Here is a 17,671-nt window from a genome sequence, read left to right on the forward strand (position 1 = left end):
AAAAGGGTCAAAGCATTCCGGCCAGTTCCGGCCAGTGGTGCCGCATGGCGGCGGCCTCATCGCTGTCCGGCGGCACCAGCGAGAAGTCGGCGAAGTCGAAGCCCGGGCCGACCATGCAGGCAACCAGCGTGTAGTCGCCGCTCGCGTGGCCCTGGATCGGCCGGGCGGCCTGCCACTGGCCGGCCGGTACCACATGCTGGGGGCGCATGCCGTGTGCATCGACGGGGCCCAGCCGCACATGGGCCGGCGCCGTGCGCAACGCGGCATCGCAGGTCCAGAGCGCGAGCGGCACGCCTTCCAGATGCACCCAGACTTCATCCGACAGCACCCGGTGCCAGCGCGAATGCTGCCCGGCTTCGAGCAGGAAGTAGATGCTGGTGAGCGCGCTGCGCGGCGCGCGGCCGTCGGTGGGAACGACGCTCGCCGCCGAGCGGAACACCTCGCTGTACCAGCCACCCTCGGGGTGGGGCTGCAGCTTCAGGCTCTCGATCAGCTCGCGGGCGCGCATGGCAGTCATGGTGCCGTGGTGGCGCGCAGTGCCGCAAGCAGCTTGTCGTGCACGCCGCCGAAGCCGCCGTTGCTCATGCAGACGATGTGGTCGCCAGGCCTGGCCGCCGCGACGATCTGCGCCACCAGCGGTTCGATGGCCCCGGCCACCTGTGCGCGCTCGCCCATCGGGGCCAGGGCCGCGGCGGCGTCCCAGTCGAGCCCGGCCGTGTGGCAGAACGACAGGTCGGCCGCTTCCAGGCTCCACGGCAGCTGCGCCGCCATGACGCCCAGCTTCATCGTGTTGCTGCGCGGCTCGAAGGCCGCGAGGATGCGCTCGCCCTGCCGGCCGGCGTCGTCGAGCTTCTTGCGCAGCCCGTCGAGCGTGGTGCGGATGGCGGTGGGATGGTGGGCGAAGTCGTCGTACACGGTGATCGCGCTGCCGCTGTGCTCGACCGCGCCGCGCAGCTCCATGCGGCGGCGCACGTTCCTGAAGCTGCCGAGCGCGCGGGCCGCATCGGCCGGTGCCACGCCCACATGCTCTGCCGCCGCGATGGCGGCCAGCGCATTCATCTGGTTGTGCAGGCCCGAGAGCTCCCACTCGACCCGGCCGACCGCCTCGCCCTGGCGCAGCAGGTCGAAGGCGCCATGCGTGCCGCGGGCCTGCCATTCACCGCCCGCGCCGAAGCGCGCCAGTTCGCTCCAGCAGCCCTGAGCCAGTACGCGTTGCAGGCTTTCTTCCGTGGCGTTCACCACCAGCCGGCCGGTTCCCGGCACCGTGCGCACGAGGTGATGGAACTGGCGTTCGATGGCGGCCAGGTCGTCGAAGATGTCGGCGTGGTCGAACTCCAGGTTGTTGAGGACCGCGGTGCGCGGGCGGTAGTGCACGAACTTGCTGCGCTTGTCGAAGAAGGCCGTGTCGTACTCGTCCGCCTCGATGACGAAGGCTGAACCATTGCCGAGCCGTGCCGAGACGCCGAAGTCGAGCGGCACCCCGCCCACGAGGAAGCCCGGCGCCTTGCCGCCCTGTTCGAGCACCCAGGCCAGCATCGAGGTGGTGGTCGTCTTTCCGTGGGTGCCTGCCACCGCCAGCACGTGGCGGCCGAGCAGCACATGCTCGGCCAGCCACTGGGGTCCGCTGGTGTAGGGCTTGCCGGCGTCGAGGATGGCTTCCATCAGCGGAAATTTTGGGGTGCCGTCGGGCAGCCGGGCCCGCGAAACCACATTGCCGACCACGAAGACGTCGGGCGAAAGCGCGAGCTGGTCCGCGCCGAAGCCCTCGATCAGGTCGATGCCGAGCGATCGGAGCTGGTCGCTCATGGGCGGGTACACGCCGGCGTCGCAGCCCGTGACCCGGTGGCCTGCCTCGCGCGCCAGGGCGGCCAATCCGCCCATGAACGTGCCGCAGATGCCAAGAATATGAATGTGCATCGGCCGATTCTAGGGAGGCGGCAAGCGGTGTCCGCGCTCCAGTCCTCGTCCTTTGTACTGATGTTTGTGCGAGGGGCGCCGTACTGCGGGCAAAATGTGCCGATGGACACGTCCACCAAGCGCGAGATTGCTGCTGCTGCCGCCCGCCTCGTTGTCGAGGAGGGGCTGGAGTACGGTCCGGCCAAGCGCCGGGCGCTGCGCGACCTGGGCCTGTCCGCGCGCACGGCGCTGCCGAACAACGACGAGGTGGAGGCCGAAGTCCGCGATTACATCGCGCTCTATTGCGCCGACACCCAGCCGCAGGAACTGCGTGCGCTGCGGCTGCTCGCGCTCGAATGGATGGAGCGCATGGCGGCATTCCGGCCGCATGTGGGAGGCGCCGTCTGGCACGGCACCGCCACGCGGCTGTCAGACATTTATATTCAATTGTTCTGCGATGATTCGAAGTCAGCCGAGATTGCCCTGATCGACCATCACGTGGACTACGAGCCGCGCATGGTCACCGGGTTTCACGGCGAGCAGGTGGAAGCGCTGAGCGTTCACGCCGCGAGCCGCGCATTGGGCGAGGAAATCGGGGTGCACCTGCTGGTGTACGACCTCGACGACCTGCGTGGGGCACTGCGGCCCGACGCCCAGGGGCGGACGCCGCGCGGCGACCTCGCGGCGCTGCGGCGGCTGATCGAAAGTGAAAAGGACAAGTGAATGACTTCTTCGCCCACACGGCGAGGCCTCCTTTATGGCGGCGTGGCGGTCGCGGCCGCTGCGGCCGGCCTAGGCGGCGCATGGTGGCGTGAGCGCGCCAGCGGCCCGAAGGGCGAGGTGCTGGACGCAAGCTTCTGGGAGCAGCGCTTCGAGCGGCCGGAGGGCGGCGAACTGGTGTTCTCCGATTTGCGCGGCAAACCGCTGCTGCTCAACTTCTGGGCCACGTGGTGTCCGCCGTGCGTCGAGGAAATGCCGATGATCGACCGCTTCTTCCGCGAAAATGGCGCCAACGGCTGGCAAGTTGTGGGTTTGGCCATCGATCAGCCCAGCGCAGTGCGCAAGTTCCTGCAGAAGACACCGGTCGGCTACCCCACGGGCCTGGCCGGCCTGCAGGGGACGGAACTGGTCAAGAATCTCGGCAACACGGGCGGCGGATTGCCCTTCACGCTGGTCCTGAATGGCGCGGGCGAAGTGGCGGCTCGTAAAATGGGCAAGCTCGAAGCGGCCGACCTGGACGCTTGGCGGCGTGAACTGGTTCACGGTTAGAATCAGATACACACTCGGCATTAGCCGCCAATCGCTGAAAATCACCGATTTTCAGACAAGTTACATCCTATTGACCGGCAAAGTCGGCACTGGAGCTCCATGGATCTGCGCAAACTCAAGACACTGATCGATTTGGTGTCGGAATCCAATATTTCCGAACTGGAAATCACCGAAACCGAAGGCAAGGTTCGCATCGTCAAGGGCGGCGGCGCTGCTCCGGTGCAATATGTACAGACCGTGGCGGCCGCACCCGCTGCTGCTCCTGCTGCCGGCGCGCCGGCGGCACCCGCGCTTCCCAGCACCTCCGCGCCCGAAGCCGCGCCTGCCGGCCACGCGATCAAGTCGCCGATGGTGGGTACTTTCTACCGCTCTTCCAGCCCGGGCGCCCCGGCCTTCGTCGAAATCGGCAGCAAGGTCAACGAGGGCGACACGGTCTGCATCATCGAAGCGATGAAGATCCTCAACGAAATCGAAGCCGACAAGTCCGGCACGATCACCCAGATCCTCGGCGAAAACGGTCAGGCGGTCGAATACGGCCAGCCGCTGTTCATCATCGAGTGACCATGTTCAAGAAGATCCTGGTTGCAAACCGGGGGGAAATCGCCCTCCGGATCCAGCGCGCCTGCAGCGAGCTCGGCATCAAGGCCGTGATGGTCTATTCCGAAGCGGACCGCGACGCAAAGTACGTCAAGCTCGCGCAGGAGGCCGTGTGCATCGGCCCGGCGCCGTCCTCGCTGAGCTACCTCAACATGCCGGCCATCATCTCGGCGGCCGAGGTGACCGACGCCGAGGCCATCCACCCCGGCTACGGCTTCCTGAGCGAGAACGCCAATTTCGCCGAACGCGTGGAGCAGAGCGGTTTCCAGTTCATCGGCCCGACGCCCGAAAACATCCGTGTCATGGGCGACAAGGTCTCGGCCAAGCAGGCCATGATCAAGGCCGGCGTGCCGTGCGTGCCGGGCTCCGAGGGCGAGCTCTCGGATGACGCCACCACCAACAAGCGCATTGCCCGCGCCATCGGCTATCCGGTCATCATCAAGGCGGCAGGCGGCGGCGGCGGCCGCGGCATGCGCGTGGTGCACACCGAGGCCGCGCTGATCAACGCGATCCAGATGACCAAGGCGGAAGCCGGCGCTGCATTCAGCAATCCGGCCGTGTACATGGAGAAGTTTCTCCAGAACCCGCGCCACGTCGAGATCCAGATCCTGGCCGACAAGCACAAGAACGCGGTCTACCTGGGCGAGCGCGACTGCTCCATGCAGCGGCGCCACCAGAAGGTCATCGAGGAATCGCCCGCACCCGGCATTCCGCGCAAGCTGATCGAGAAGATCGGCGAGCGCTGCGCCGCGGCCTGCAAGAAGATCGGCTACCGCGGCGCCGGCACCTTCGAGTTCCTGTACGAAAACGGCGAGTTCTATTTCATCGAGATGAACACGCGCGTGCAGGTGGAGCATCCGGTGACCGAGTTCACCACCGGCATCGACATCGTGAAGACGCAGATCATGGTGGCGGCCGGTGAGAAGCTGCCGTTCACGCAGCGCCAGATCGAGATGCGCGGCCACGCCATCGAGTGCCGCATCAACGCCGAGGACGCCTGGAAGTTCACGCCGTCGCCGGGCCGCATCACCATGTGGCACCCGCCGGGCGGCCCGGGCGTGCGCGTCGATTCGCATGCGTACACCAACTACTTCGTGCCGCCGAACTACGACTCGATGATCGGCAAGATCATCGTCTACGGCGACACGCGCGAGCAGGCCATGGCGCGCATGCGAACGGCGCTGAACGAAACCGTGATCGAAGGCATCCAGACCAACATCCCGCTGCACCGCGAGCTGATGGTCGATGCCAAGTTCATGAGCGGCGGCACCAACATCCATTACCTGGAAGAGTGGCTGGCGGCGCACAAGCGCTGACCCACGAAACGACGCCATGTTCGAACTTCGCCTGATGGCGCCGGAAGACCGGGTCGAAACGGTCAGCGATGCGCTTGACGCACTTGATGCGCTGAGCGTGTCGGTGGAGGACGCCGACGCGCAGACCGATGCCGAGCAGGCGCTGTTCGGCGAGCCCGGCATGCCGCCGCCCAAGGAAGGCTGGCAGCGTTCGCGCGTGATTGCGCTGTTTGCCGATGAAGCGCTTGCGAAAGAGGCGGCGTCGGTGCTTGCGCTGCAGGATTTCTTCGAAGGTTGCGCGGTGCTCGGCGTGGCGCCGGTGCCCGAGCAGGATTGGGTGCGGCTCACGCAATCGCAGTTCGCGCCGGTCGAGATCACGCCCGAATTCTGGATCGTGCCCACCTGGCATGAGCCGCCCGAGCAGGCAAGGCAGGTGATGCGGCTCGACCCGGGGCTTGCCTTTGGCACCGGCACCCATCCCACCACGCGCATGTGCCTGCGCTGGATCGCAAGGCAGGGTTCGTTCGCGGGCCAGCGCGTGCTCGACTACGGCTGCGGCTCCGGCATCCTGGCCATTGGCGCGGCGAAGTTCGGCGCCACCGACATCGATGCCGTCGACATCGACGAGGCGGCGGTGTCGTCGACCCGCCTCAACGCCGAAGCCAACGGCGTGCGCCTGAACGCCGGCCTGCCCGAAGCGGCCAAGGGCAGCTACGGCACCGTGCTGGCCAACATCCTGGCCACGCCGCTCAAGGTGCTTGCGCCACTGCTGCGCAGCCACGTGGCGCCCGGTGGATCGCTGGTGTTGGCCGGCATCCTCGAGCGCCAAGCCGACGAACTGAAAGAAGCGTATGCGCCCTATGCCGCGCTCGAAGTCAGCGACAGCGAGGACGGCTGGATCCTGATGACGGCGCGCTGCTGAGGACGTACGCGCCTGCCGTTTCGCGTTTGATCCCACCGGTGCGGCAAGGGCCCAACCCTACAATCGCCCCGTCATGAGCCTCGTCACGCGCTGTCCCGCCTGTGCCACCACCTTCAAGGTGGTGCGCGACCAGCTTCGCATTTCGGATGGCTGGGTGCGCTGCGGACGCTGCAGCCACGTGTTCGACGCCACGCTCGACCTGCACGAGGCACCCGATGGCCCGACGGCTGCGAGTGCTGCATCTCCATCGGCACCGGCATCGGCACCTGCCGCATCGACCGAGCCGCCGTCCTCCTCCGATGCGATCGAAGACGCGGATTTCTTCGACGACGAACCCGAGGACCGCGAACCGCCGGGGGCTGCGCCTTCCGAGGCCGAGCTGCTGCCGGCACCGGAGCCCGCGCCTGCACCAACACCTGCTCCCGCGCCTGCACCCACCTTCGCCTTGCCGGCGCACGGCATCGTCGCCGACGAGCTGTGGACCGACTTCGAAGCCAACGAGCCCGAATGGCGCCCGCCGGCGAGTTCGCTGCCGCCGTTTCCGAACATCGACCTGAACCTGGCGGCCCCGCCTTCGCCGCCACCCCCGCCCGCACCGCCGTTGCCGGCCCTGCGCCTCAAGGCGCGCGAGATGGCGGCAACGGCCAGCGAGGAAGACGAAAAGCACGCGCCCGAACAAGACCGCGACCAGGTGCAGATGCAAAAGGCGCTGCGCCGGGCCCGCATCAAGTCGGCCAAGATCGCGAGCGCCAAGGCGCGCGACGAGCGCGCCGCCGCAAAGATGTCGGCCTCGATGGTGCGGGAGGCGAGCGAGCCCGAGCCGGGCCTGCTTCCTTCGCCTCAGCCGTCGGTCCGCGACGACGTGGAAGATTCGGAGCGGCTTCCTTTTTCCGATGGCAACGAGAACTTGGGCCGTGGCGCCGCGGGTGTCTGGCAGCGGCCTGGGGTGCGGCGCTGGCTCTGGCTGCTGGCCGTGCTCGCCGTCCTGCTGCTCTTCGTGCAGGTCCTGCGCCACGAACGCGACGGCATCGTCGCGCGCCAGCCGAACCTGCGTCCCGCATTCGCAGCGCTGTGCAGCGTGGCCGGCTGCGAGCTCACCGCGCTGCGGCAGATCGGCGACATCGTGATCGAGGGCGCGGCCTTCGCGCGCGAAAAAACCGGCAACAACGACTACCGGCTCAGCTTCACGTTGCGCAATGGCGCGGCCGTTCCCCTCGCCATGCCGGCCGTCGAGCTTTCGCTGCTCGACACGCAGGAGCGCGCCGTGGTGCGCCGCGTGTTGATGGCCGCGGACTATGGCGCACCGGCGGTGCTTGCGGCACGCTCCGACCAGACCGCGTCATTGCCGCTGAGCCTGTCGGCAACGGAAGCGGCCACGCTGCCGCCCATTGCAGGCTACCGCGTCGAAGCGTTCTATCCTTAGGCCTGGCTCGCGCCCGCCTTTTCATTCATCCACCCATTCCTACCCAACGGCTCACCCATGGCAGCAGTGATTTGCGGTTCCCTCGCGTTCGATACCATCATGACCTTCGAGGGCCGGTTCGCCGACCAGATCCTTCCGGACCAACTGCACATCCTCAATGTGTCGTTCCTGGTGCCGGGCCTGCGGCGTGACTTCGGCGGCTGTGCCGGCAACATCGCCTACAGCCTCAATGCGCTGGGCGGCACCGCGCTGCCGATGGCCGCGCTCGGCAGCGACGGTGCCGACTACCTGGAGCGCATGCGCATGCTGGGCATCAGCACCGAGTTCGTGCGCCAGATCGACGACACCTTCACCGCGCAGGCGATGATCATGAACGACGTCGACAACAACCAGATCACCGCGTTCCACCCCGGCGCGATGCAGCAGGCGCACCTCACGAAGATCGCCGCGCGCGAAGACATCCGCGTCGGCATCATCGCGCCCGACGGCCGCGAGGCAATGCTGCAGCACGCAGAGCAGCTCGCCGCGGCCGGCATTCCGTTCGTGTTCGATCCGGGCCAGGGTCTGCCGATGTTCGACGGCGAGGCGCTCAGGCACTTCGTCGACCTGGCGAGCTGGGTCGTCGTCAACGACTACGAAGGCAAGATGCTGTCGCAGCGCACCGGCTGGAGCCTGGCCGAGATTTCGAAGCGCGTGCGCGGCCTGGTCGTCACGCTGGCGGCCGAAGGCTGCGAGGTCTGGATCGACGGCGAACGCGAGCATGTGCCGGGCGTGACGCCGACGGCGGTGGTCGAGCCCACCGGTTGCGGTGATGCCTGGCGCGGCGCGCTGCTGTTCGGCCTCGAAAAGGAATGGCCGCTCGCGCAGTGCGCGGCGCTCGGCAACCGCATCGGCGCGCTCAAGATCGCGCAGCGCGGGCCGCAGAACTACCAGATCGACCTGAAGGCGCTGGGCCTCTGAGCCGCCCGCTGGCAGGCGCCCATAAAAAAAACCCGGCACCGTGAGGTGCCGGGTTTTTTGCCGTCAAGGCCGCTGAGCAGACTCAGGGCTTGCTGGCCGTCGGAAACGGCCAGGCTGCCTGGGGGTTCAGCGTCGTTTGCGCAGCAGGAGCAGGCGCTACGGCAGGAGCCTTGGCAGCCTTCTTCGCAGCAGGCTTCTTGGCAGCAGCGGCAGGCTTGGCAGCGGGCTTTTTCGCGGCTTTCTTGGCCGCAGCCTTTTTGGCAGGAGCCTTCTTGGCGGCAGCCTTCTTCGCAGGGGCCTTCTTGGCAGCAGCCTTCTTTGCCGGAGCCTTCTTCGCCGCCGCCTTCTTGGCAGGAGCCTTCTTCGCTGCGGCCTTCTTCGCCGGAGCCTTCTTGGCAGCGGCCTTCTTTGCCGGAGCTGCCTTCTTGGCGGCTACCTTCTTCGCAGGCGCCTTCTTGGCGGCTACCTTCTTCGCTGCGACCTTCTTGGCCGGAGCCTTCTTCGCAGCTACCTTCTTGGCGGGAGCCTTCTTAGCGGCCGCGACCTTCTTTGCCGGAGCCTTCTTTGCAGCGGCTTTCTTAGCCGGCGCTTTCTTTGCAGTTGCCATTTCTATTTCTCCTTGATCAAGTTGAAAAAATCAACCTATTGAAGCACTCCACGCACGTTGGTAGCGTGAAGCGATCCATGGCGTTGGAATCTGAGCTCCAGCACCATGAACGCCTGAGCCCTCGTCCATGCCGCGCTCTTCGGCGCGATCGGTGGCAAGGGCAATTCTTGAATTCATTAATTCTTGTCGAAAGATTCGATTCAATCCCAGGAGAGCGCACCACCCGACTGGTATTCGATCACGCGGGTTTCGAAGAAATTGCGCTCTTTCTTCAGGTCAATCATTTCGCTCATCCAGGGGAACGGGTTTTCCTCGTTCGGGAAGAGCGTTTCGAGGCCGATCTGCTGCGCACGCCGGTTGGCGATGTAGCGCAGGTAGCCCTTGAACATGGAGGCGTTCATGCCGAGCACGCCGCGCGGCATGGTGTCTTCGGCGTATTTGTACTCGAGCTCGACGGCCTTCATGAAGAGGGCCTTGATCTCGGCCTTGAACTCGGGGGTCCAGAGGCCGGGGTTCTCGAGCTTGAGCTGGTTGATCAGGTCGATGCCGAAATTGCAGTGCATCGACTCGTCGCGCAGGATGTACTGGTACTGTTCGGCGGCGCCGGTCATCTTGTTCTGGCGGCCCAGCGCGAGGATCTGCGTGAAGCCGACGTAGAAGAAGAGGCCTTCCATCAGGCAGGCGAACACGATCAGCGACTTGAGCAGCGTCTGGTCGGTTTCGTGCGTGCCGGTCTTGAAGAGCGGGTCGCTGATGGCGTCGATGAACGGGATCAGGAACTGGTCCTTCTCGCGGATCGACGGCACTTCGTTGTAGGCGTTGAAGATCTCGCTCTCGTCCAGGCCGAGCGACTCGACGATGTACTGGTAGGCGTGCGTGTGGATCGCTTCCTCGAACGCCTGGCGCAGCAGGAACTGGCGGCATTCGGGCGCCGTGATGTGGCGGTAGGTGCCCAGCACGATGTTGTTGGCGGCCAGCGAGTCGGCGGTCACGAAGAAGCCGAGGTTGCGCTTGACGATGCGGCGCTCGTCTTCGGTCAGGCCGTTCGGGTCTTTCCAGAGCGCGATGTCGCGCGTCATGTTCACTTCCTGCGGCATCCAGTGGTTGGCGCAGGTGGCGAGGTATTTTTCCCAGGCCCACTTGTACTTGAACGGCACCAGCTGGTTGACGTCGGTCTGGCCGTTGATGATGCGCTTGTCGGAAGCCTTGACGCGCTGCGCCGCGGCGGGCGCCGTGGGTTGTGCAATCGACGAAGTCGGAGCATCCACCGGTCGGCCTGCGGACAGGCCGCTGGTCGATGCGTGGTGTTGCTGCAATCCTTGTTGCATATCCTTTGATAAGGAGGGCTTGACTTCTTCGTCCCAGGTCAACATAGAAAAATCCAATGCTCAATTATCGGAGCAACGATGTGAGTTGCAAAGTGCTCGTTCACGTCGCGCTCCATTTATGTGGTTGTTATGTTGCTCTCATGCATCGCGCGATGTCAGTCGATGCCGTGATCGACTGAGAGTTCGCGCGTCGTGCATGCACCTCTCTCGCATCACTCGCGCGTCATTGGCACGCTTCGCAAGTCGGATCGTCGACGCCGCAGAACGCGATGTCGGTGGCAGGCATCGCACTCATCTGCGCCTTCGCTGCGGCTGCCGCGGCTTCGAGTGCGCTCATGCCCGAAGCTGCATCGCTGCCCGACGACACCGCGTTGAGGCGGCCCGACTGCACGGTGGATTTCTCGGCGTGCGTCGCGCTCTGCGTGCGCAGGTAGTAGGTGGTCTTCAGGCCGCGCAGCCATGCGAGCTTGTAGGTGTCGTCGAGCTTCTTGCCCGATGCGCCGGCCATGTAGATGTTGAGCGACTGCGCCTGGTCGATCCACTTCTGGCGGCGCGAGGCGGCTTCGACCAGCCAGGTGGTTTCGACTTCGAACGCGGTGGCGTAGAGCGCCTTCACGTCCTGCGGCACGCGGTCGATCGGGCGCAGCGAACCGTCGAAGTGCTTCAGGTCCATCACCATGACGTCGTCCCACAGGCCCAGGCGCTTCAGGTCGCGCACCAAGTAGTGGTTGATGACGGTGAATTCGCCCGACAGGTTCGACTTGACCGAGAGGTTGCCGAAGCAGGGCTCGATGGAAGCGTCGACGCCGATGATGTTCGAGATGGTCGCGGTCGGGGCGATGGCCACGCAGTTGGAATTGCGCATGCCGTCGGCCTTGATCTTCTGGCGCAGGGCCTCCCAGTCGAGGGTGGACGAGCGGTCGACCTCGACGTAGCCGCCGCGGGCCTTTTCGAGCAGGTCGAGCGTGTCGATCGGCAGGATGCCCTTGTCCCACAGCGAGCCCTTGTAGCTAGAGTACTTGCCGCGTTCGCGGGCCAGCTCGGTCGAGGCCCAGTAGGCGTGGTAGCAGATGGCTTCCATCGACTCGTCGGCGAATTGCACGGCTTCCTGCGAAGCGTAGGGAATGCGCAGTTCGTACAGCGCGTCCTGGAAGCCCATCAGGCCCAGGCCGACCGGGCGGTGGCGCAGGTTCGAGTCGCGCGCCTTCTTCACGGCGTAGTAGTTGATGTCGATCACGTTGTCGAGCATGCGCATCGCGGTCGCGATGGTGCGCTTGAGCTTTTCCTGGTCGACCTTGCCGTCCTTCAGGTGCTGCAGCAGGTTCACCGAACCCAGGTTGCAGACGGCGGTTTCGGTGTCGCTGGTGTTCAGCGTGATCTCGGTGCACAGGTTCGACGAGTGCACCACGCCGGCGTGCTGCTGCGGCGAGCGCACGTTGCAGGCGTCCTTGAACGTGATCCACGGATGGCCGGTCTCGAACAGCATCGTGAGCATCTTGCGCCACAGGTCCGAGGCCTGGATGGTGCGCGCGGGCTTGATCTCGCCGCGCGCGGCCTTTTCTTCGTAGGCGACATACGCCTTCTCGAAGTCGGCGCCGAACAGGTCGTGCAGGTCGGGCACGTTCGACGGCGAGAACAGCGTCCAGGTGCCCTTTTCCATCACGCGGCGCATGAAGAGGTCGGGAATCCAGTTGGCGGTGTTCATGTCGTGCGTGCGGCGGCGGTCGTCGCCGGTGTTCTTGCGCAGTTCCAGGAACTCCTCGATGTCGAGGTGCCAGGTTTCGAGGTAGGTGCAGACGGCGCCCTTGCGCTTGCCGCCCTGGTTCACCGCCACGGCCGTGTCGTTGACCACCTTGAGGAAGGGCACGACGCCCTGCGATTCGCCGTTGGTGCCCTTGATGTGGCTGCCGAGCGCGCGCACGCGGGTCCAGTCGTTGCCCAGGCCGCCCGCGAACTTCGAGAGCAGGGCGTTTTCCTTGATCGACTCGTAGATGCCGTCGAGGTCGTCGGGCACGGTGGTCAGGTAGCAGCTGGACAGCTGCGAGCGCAGCGTGCCGGCGTTGAACAGGGTGGGCGTGCTCGACATGAAGTCGAAGGACGACAGCACCTCGTAGAACTCGATGGCGCGGGCTTCGCGATCGATCTCGCCGAGCGACAGGCCCATGGCCACGCGCATGAAGAAGGCCTGCGGCAGTTCGATGCGCGACTTGCGCACGTGCAGGAAGTAGCGGTCGTACAGCGTTTGCAGGCCGAGGTAGTCGAACTGGTTGTCGCGTTCGGCCTTGAGCGCGGCGCCCAGGCGCGGCAGGTCGTACTGCAGCAGCTTCTCGTCGAGCAGGTCGTTCTCGACGCCCTTCTTGATGAACTGCGGAAAGTAGTCGGCGTAGGCGGTGGCGCGCTCGGCGGGCATCACTTCGCGGCCGATGATCTCCTTGAAGATCGTATGCAGCAGCAGGCGGGCGGTCGCGAAGGTGTAGTCGGGGTCTTTCTCGATCAGCGTGCGGGCCGCCAGGATCGAGGCCTTGTAGACCTCGTCGAGCGGCACGCCGTCGTACAGGTTGCGCATGGTCTCGGCGACGATCGGCGCGGCGGTGATGCTGTCGCCCAGGTTTTCGCAGGCCGACTCGATCAGGCCCTTGAGCTGGTTCAGGTCGAGCGCGACGCGTTCGCCGTTGTCCAGCACGTGCAGCGTGGGCGTGGCGGGCGCTTCCTGCTCGACCTGCTTGGAACGCTCCTGCGTGCGGCGCTCGCGGTAGAGCACGTAGGCGCGCGCGATCTCGTGGTGGCCGCCGCGCATCAGGCCGAGTTCGACCTGGTCCTGCACGTCTTCGATGTGGAAGGTGCCGCCGCCCGGACGCGAACGCACCATGGCGCGGATCACGCCCTGCGTGAGCGCGTCGACGGTTTCGCGCACGCTGGCCGAAGCCGCGCCCTGGGTGCCGTGCACGGCCAGGAAGGCTTTCATCATCGCGATGGCGATCTTGTTGGGTTCGAAGGGAACCACGGCGCCGTTGCGGCGGATGATCTGGTAGTGCGCGAGGTTCTGTCCGGCAGGCGAGCCAGCGGTGTCGCGCTGCTGCTGCGTGGGCGTGGAGGGAACGGCACGCGAGGTCGATGGGGTGTTCAGGGCTGTTTGCATTCGCTTCCTCTCGGTTGGCAATTCTTGTTGGATGGCAACGCCTTGGTTGGGCGTCGCGCCGGCGTTGTTGACCGGACGGAGGACACTATATCTAGGGTCTGAGGGGTGTACAACCCACTAGATGTAGCGTTTTCCAGTGGATACAACCCTTGCCGATATTTCTTTCGGCCTAGGTCACGGCCGTCGATGCCGCATGAATACTGGCCTATGTTGTCGCAACCCGCATGGGGCGTGGCTTGCAGGCCGATTTGGGCTTGCAGGCCGCATGGTTGCTGCATGCAGCCGCTGCAATTTTCTCATTGCTGCGCCGCGGCACCGGCGCATCGCGAGTCGCCGCGCGATTGAAAAAATTAGCGCTGCACCACCTGCGGAGGAAACATGTGTGGACTCCAGCCGAGGTGCCCGCGCAGCAATTGCCAATCGAAGCCGGCGCCCGGGTCCTGTTTTCGGCCCGGTGCGATGTGCTCGTGGCCGGCGATGTGCGCGATGGCATAGTGCTGCGCGACGGCGGGGCAGAGGCTGGCCAGCGTCTCGTACTGCGCCTCTTCGAACGGCTGGCCTTCGAGGCCTTCGAGCTCGATGCCGATGGAGTCGTCGTTGCAGTTATCGCGGCCGCGCCACGACGACACGCCGGCATGCCAGGCGCGCTCGTCGCAGCTCACGAACTGCCAGAGTTCGCCGTTGCGCCGCACATAGAAATGCGAGGAAACCGCAAGGCCGCGAATCGACTGGAAGTAGGGGTGCGCATCCCAGTCGAGCTGGTTGGTGAAGAGCTGCTGCACGGCCTCGCCGCCGTATTCGCCAGGCGGCAGGCTGATGGAGTGCAGCACGATCAGGTCGGTCTGCGCGCCGGCGGGCCGGGGTCCGAAATTCGGCGAGTGCAGCGCCTTGGCAAAGCGGTACCAGCCGGCGTGCCAGAGCCCGTCGTCGTTCAGCGGATGTGCCTCAGTCGTCGGCATGGCTGGTGCTGGCACCTTCGTCGCCGCCGGGCGTGGTGATGCCCAGCCGCGCGATGCGGTAGCGGATCTGGCGCAGGCTCATGCCGAGCCGCGCGGCGGCGGCCGTTCGATTGAAGCCGCTTTCGTGCAGCGCGCGCACGAGGATCTCGCGCTCCTGCTGATCGAGGTAGGCCTGCAGGTCGGAGGGAAGGGCGGGCGGCGGGGACTTGGGTTCCGCAACGGCCACGGCGAGCGCAGCGGGCGCCGCAGGCGCTTCGCTACCGGGCGCCGAAGCAGAAGAAGGCGCGGGTTCGGCAATGGCCGTCTCGGCCGGCGCCTCGGCGGCGCCCGGCCTCGGCGCCATCAGGTCCAGGTGCAGTTCGTCGCCGTCGTTGAGCGCCACTGCGCGGTGCAGCAGGTTCTCGAGCTCCCGCACGTTGCCGTCGAGCCGGTGCTGGGCAAGGCGGCGCAGCAGTTCGGCGGAAAGATGCGGCACCGGCAGCCCGCCGTCCTGCGCAATGCGCGCGAGCAGCGCGGCGCAAAGTGCGGGCAGGTCCTCGCGCCGGTCGCGCAGCGCGGGCACCGCGATCTCGATCACGTTGAGCCGGTAGAACAGGTCCTGCCGGAAGCGGCCGGCCTGGACTTCGGCATGAAGGTCCTTGTGCGTGGCGCTCACGATGCGCACGTCGACCGCGTCTTCCTGCGTCGAGCCGATGGAGCGCACGCTGCGCTCCTGGATCGCGCGCAACAGCTTGGACTGCATCGCCAGCGGCAGGTCGCCGATTTCATCGAGAAAGAGCGTGCCGCCGCGCGCGGCCTGGAAGTAGCCGTCGCGGTCTTGCGACGAGCCGGTGTAGGAGCCCTTGCGGGCGCCGAAGAACTCGGCCTCGAGCAGGTTCTCGGGAATGGCGCCGCAGTTGACCGCGACGAACGGGCCCTCGCTGCGCTGGCTGCAGGCATGCACGGCGCGCGCCACCAGTTCCTTGCCGGTGCCCGATTCGCCGCGCACCAGCACCGGCGCCATGCCGCGCGCCACCTTGGCGATGCGCGACTTGACCAGGCGCATCGGCTCCGAGTCGCCCACCAGCCGGTCGAGCGCAGCAACGCCGCTGTCCGGAACGGCGGGTGTGTCGGCGCGCGGCTGGCCTGCGGGCGCCGCCTGCCAAGCCTTGGCCGGCGCTGCCTGCTGCGCCTGCACCGCGGACGCGACCACGGCGCGGAACTGCTTCAGGTCGACCGGCTTGGTCAGATAGTCGAAGGCGCCGGCCTTCAGCGCCTCGACCGCATTCTCGGCGGAGCCGTAGGCCGTCATCACCACGCAGCGCTCGCTGCGCTGGTTCTTCTGGATGCGGTGGATGATTTCCATGCCCTGCCCATCGGGCAGCCGCATGTCGGTGATCACCGCATCGAACTGCCCGGCCTCCAGGTGCTGCCAGGCTTCCGAAACGCTGCCGGCGGCCTCGACGCGATAGCCTTCGCGCAGCAGGGTCAGTTCGTACAGCGTGCGCAGGTCGGGCTCGTCATCGATGACCAGGATGTTGGCCGGGCGCTGCATGGAAGGATGGGGAGTGCTCACGGCGCTATTGTGTCAGCCGGTTTTCGCTCGGCGCGAAACTGACGAAGAATTCATTGCCCTCGGGGCCGCCCGCCACGAGCGCGCGCCGCTCGTAGCCGATGGTGGCGCCGTGGCGCCGGCACAGCTCGCGGCACAGGAAGAGGCCGAGTCCGCTGGAGCGGCTCTCGGATGAGAAAAAAGGTTCGAACAGGTGGCGCTGCACCGCCGGCTCCAGCGGCGCGCCGTCGCTCCACACCTGCAGGCTGGGGCGGCCGGAACTGCCGCGCTGCGTGGTGGTGACGACCTGGATCGCGCCCGCCCGGCTGCTCGCGTAGCGCGCCGCATTGTCCAGCAGGTTCACGAGCAGCCGGCGCAGGTGCTCGACGTCGAAGCGCACCTCGGCATCGGCGGCATCCAGCGCGACCAGCACGCCCTGGCGCCGCGTCTGGCGCACCCACTCTTCGGCCAGCGCCTGCACGGCGGGATCGAGCACGACCTGCTCGCCGAGCGAGAGCACGCGCTGCTGGCGCGCGCGCGAGACGTCGAGCACGTCGTCCACGATGCGCGCGAGCCGCTGCGCGTTGTGCTGCACCATGCTGGTCAGCTTGCGGTGCGCGGGGTCGGTGAGGTCTTCGGCGAGCAGCGCGCTGGCCTGCGTGATGGCCGCGAGCGGATTGCGGATCTCGTGCGCCACGGCGGCCGACATGCGGCCCATCGCGGCCAGCTTCTCGGTGCGGATGCGGGCCTCGAGTTCGCGCAGGTCCTGCAGGAACATCACGCAAAGGCTGTCGACGTGCCGGCTGCTGGTGGGCGTGAGCCGCGTGCGCACGCGCACCTCGCGCGCGGCGCCGCGCGCCTGCGCCACCGGAATCTCCTCGCTTTGCGGTGCGCGGCGCGCAAAGGTCTGGCGTGCCAGCGCCGCCAGCGCATGCCAGGCGGGCTGCGCATGCAGCGCGAACGGCAGGCCGAGCCGGGCCAGCCCCTGGCCGAGGATCGCGTCGGCCGCCGGATTGGCCGCATGCACCATGCCTTCGGCGTCGATCACCAGCACGCCTTCGCTCAGCGTCTCGATCACCAGGTCGTTGACCTGCGCCTGCATCTGCGCGCTGCTGCGGTTGCGCAGCGCGGTTTCTTCCTCGCGGGCCAGCCGGCGCGCCAGCTCGTGCGCCAGCAGGGCCACCACGAAGAGCCCTGTGCCGGTGAGCGCCGCCTGCACGAAGCGGGTGGAGGAATCGCCGGGCTGCTGCAACAGCCAGTGCCAGCCGGCATCGGCGAGCAGCAGCAGCGTGACCGTGGCGGTGGTGCCCAGGCCCACCGTCACCGTGCCCAGCACCGCGCTCATGAGCACCGGCAGCGCGAACAGCGGCGTGTAGTTGATGCTGCCGCCCTGGAGCACCTGCAGCGCGGTGAAGGTGCCCAGGTCGATGCCGATGGTGAGGAACCACAGCATGCCGAAGGCCCGGATCGGCGGCGTGAAATGCGCGTAGCGGGCGCCCAGCCAGGTGGCGGCCAGGTAGCCGGCCGAAAGCGCCACGGCCAGCGGCTGCACCGTCTGGCCGAGCGCCATGGCCACGCCTTGCAGCAGCACGAGCACCAGCGCGACGAAGCAGCGCGCCGCCATGAAGCCGCGCCACAGCCGCAGCAGCGCGGCGCTTTCGCCGCGCCCCGGCTCGAGCGTGCTCCAGTCGGTGGCGGGGTCGCCGCGCGACCACGGGGAAGAACTCACGGGTGCACCCTTGGCG

The 17,671-nt window shown here is 66.8% G+C and carries 15 protein-coding genes; 7 read left to right on the forward strand and 8 right to left on the reverse strand.

Features of this window, described 5'->3' with window-relative positions:
- Positions 1 to 7: 7 nt before the first annotated feature.
- Together RZE77_RS04370 and mpl are read right to left on the reverse strand one after the other, a co-directional pair.
- Positions 8 to 517 (reverse strand): cupin domain-containing protein, encoded by a 510-nt coding sequence (locus RZE77_RS04370; RefSeq protein ID WP_319440851.1) that lies wholly within the window; start codon positions 515 to 517, stop codon positions 8 to 10.
- Positions 514 to 1,917: a UDP-N-acetylmuramate:L-alanyl-gamma-D-glutamyl-meso-diaminopimelate ligase gene (mpl, locus tag RZE77_RS04375; protein WP_319440852.1), complete on the reverse strand. Its 1,404-nt coding sequence runs from the start codon at positions 1,915 to 1,917 to the stop codon at positions 514 to 516. Before mpl ends, RZE77_RS04370 begins: the two co-directional genes overlap by 4 nt.
- A 102-nt stretch (positions 1,918 to 2,019) precedes the next feature.
- Between mpl and RZE77_RS04380 the strand changes: the two genes are divergently transcribed.
- The 7 genes from RZE77_RS04380 (at position 2,020) to RZE77_RS04410 (ending at position 8,362) form a co-directional block, all read left to right on the forward strand.
- Positions 2,020 to 2,619: a hypothetical protein gene (locus tag RZE77_RS04380; RefSeq protein ID WP_319440853.1), complete on the forward strand. Its 600-nt coding sequence runs from the start codon at positions 2,020 to 2,022 to the stop codon at positions 2,617 to 2,619.
- On the forward strand, positions 2,620 to 3,165 hold the full coding sequence (locus tag RZE77_RS04385; protein WP_319440854.1) for a TlpA family protein disulfide reductase: 546 nt from the start codon (positions 2,620 to 2,622) through the stop codon (positions 3,163 to 3,165).
- 99 nt (positions 3,166 to 3,264) lie between these two features.
- Positions 3,265 to 3,726, forward strand: a complete 462-nt coding sequence (accB, locus tag RZE77_RS04390) for an acetyl-CoA carboxylase biotin carboxyl carrier protein (RefSeq protein ID WP_319440855.1) — start codon at positions 3,265 to 3,267, stop codon at positions 3,724 to 3,726.
- Positions 3,727 to 3,728: 2 nt separating this feature from the next.
- Positions 3,729 to 5,078 (forward strand): acetyl-CoA carboxylase biotin carboxylase subunit, encoded by a 1,350-nt coding sequence (gene accC, locus RZE77_RS04395; protein WP_012746099.1) that lies wholly within the window; start codon positions 3,729 to 3,731, stop codon positions 5,076 to 5,078.
- A gap of 16 nt (positions 5,079 to 5,094) precedes the next feature.
- Positions 5,095 to 5,979 (forward strand): 50S ribosomal protein L11 methyltransferase, encoded by an 885-nt coding sequence (prmA, locus tag RZE77_RS04400; RefSeq protein WP_319440856.1) that lies wholly within the window; start codon positions 5,095 to 5,097, stop codon positions 5,977 to 5,979.
- Positions 5,980 to 6,052: 73 nt separating this feature from the next.
- Positions 6,053 to 7,402, forward strand: a complete 1,350-nt coding sequence (locus tag RZE77_RS04405; RefSeq protein ID WP_319440857.1) for a zinc-ribbon and DUF3426 domain-containing protein — start codon at positions 6,053 to 6,055, stop codon at positions 7,400 to 7,402.
- A 57-nt stretch (positions 7,403 to 7,459) separates the two neighbouring features.
- Positions 7,460 to 8,362: a carbohydrate kinase family protein gene (locus RZE77_RS04410; protein ID WP_319440858.1), complete on the forward strand. Its 903-nt coding sequence runs from the start codon at positions 7,460 to 7,462 to the stop codon at positions 8,360 to 8,362.
- An 82-nt stretch (positions 8,363 to 8,444) separates the two neighbouring features.
- Here RZE77_RS04410 and RZE77_RS04415 read toward each other — a convergent pair whose 3' ends face one another.
- From RZE77_RS04415 to RZE77_RS04440, 6 genes are all read right to left on the reverse strand, one after another.
- Complete coding sequence (locus RZE77_RS04415) at positions 8,445 to 8,969, reverse strand: histone H1-like DNA-binding protein (RefSeq protein ID WP_012746103.1); 525 nt, start codon at positions 8,967 to 8,969, stop codon at positions 8,445 to 8,447.
- Between the two features lie 200 nt (positions 8,970 to 9,169).
- Complete coding sequence (locus RZE77_RS04420) at positions 9,170 to 10,342, reverse strand: ribonucleotide-diphosphate reductase subunit beta (RefSeq protein WP_319440859.1); 1,173 nt, start codon at positions 10,340 to 10,342, stop codon at positions 9,170 to 9,172.
- Between the two features lie 178 nt (positions 10,343 to 10,520).
- A complete protein-coding gene (locus RZE77_RS04425) occupies positions 10,521 to 13,436 on the reverse strand; it encodes a ribonucleoside-diphosphate reductase subunit alpha (protein WP_319440860.1) in 2,916 nt (971 codons plus the stop codon).
- 350 nt (positions 13,437 to 13,786) lie between these two features.
- On the reverse strand, positions 13,787 to 14,395 hold the full coding sequence (gene ampD, locus RZE77_RS04430; RefSeq protein WP_319440861.1) for a 1,6-anhydro-N-acetylmuramyl-L-alanine amidase AmpD: 609 nt from the start codon (positions 14,393 to 14,395) through the stop codon (positions 13,787 to 13,789).
- A complete protein-coding gene (locus tag RZE77_RS04435; protein ID WP_319442303.1) occupies positions 14,382 to 15,929 on the reverse strand; it encodes a sigma-54-dependent transcriptional regulator in 1,548 nt (515 codons plus the stop codon). Before RZE77_RS04435 ends, ampD begins: the two co-directional genes overlap by 14 nt.
- Before the next feature lie 25 nt (positions 15,930 to 15,954).
- Positions 15,955 to 17,655 carry a two-component system sensor histidine kinase NtrB gene (locus tag RZE77_RS04440; RefSeq protein WP_319440862.1) on the reverse strand — a complete coding sequence of 567 codons (1,701 nt, stop codon included), beginning with the start codon at positions 17,653 to 17,655 and terminating at the stop codon, positions 15,955 to 15,957.
- Positions 17,656 to 17,671: the final 16 nt, after the last annotated feature.

This window comes from Variovorax sp. SPNA7, assembly GCF_033807855.1.
Classification (GTDB): Bacteria; Pseudomonadota; Gammaproteobacteria; order Burkholderiales; family Burkholderiaceae_C; genus Variovorax; species Variovorax beijingensis.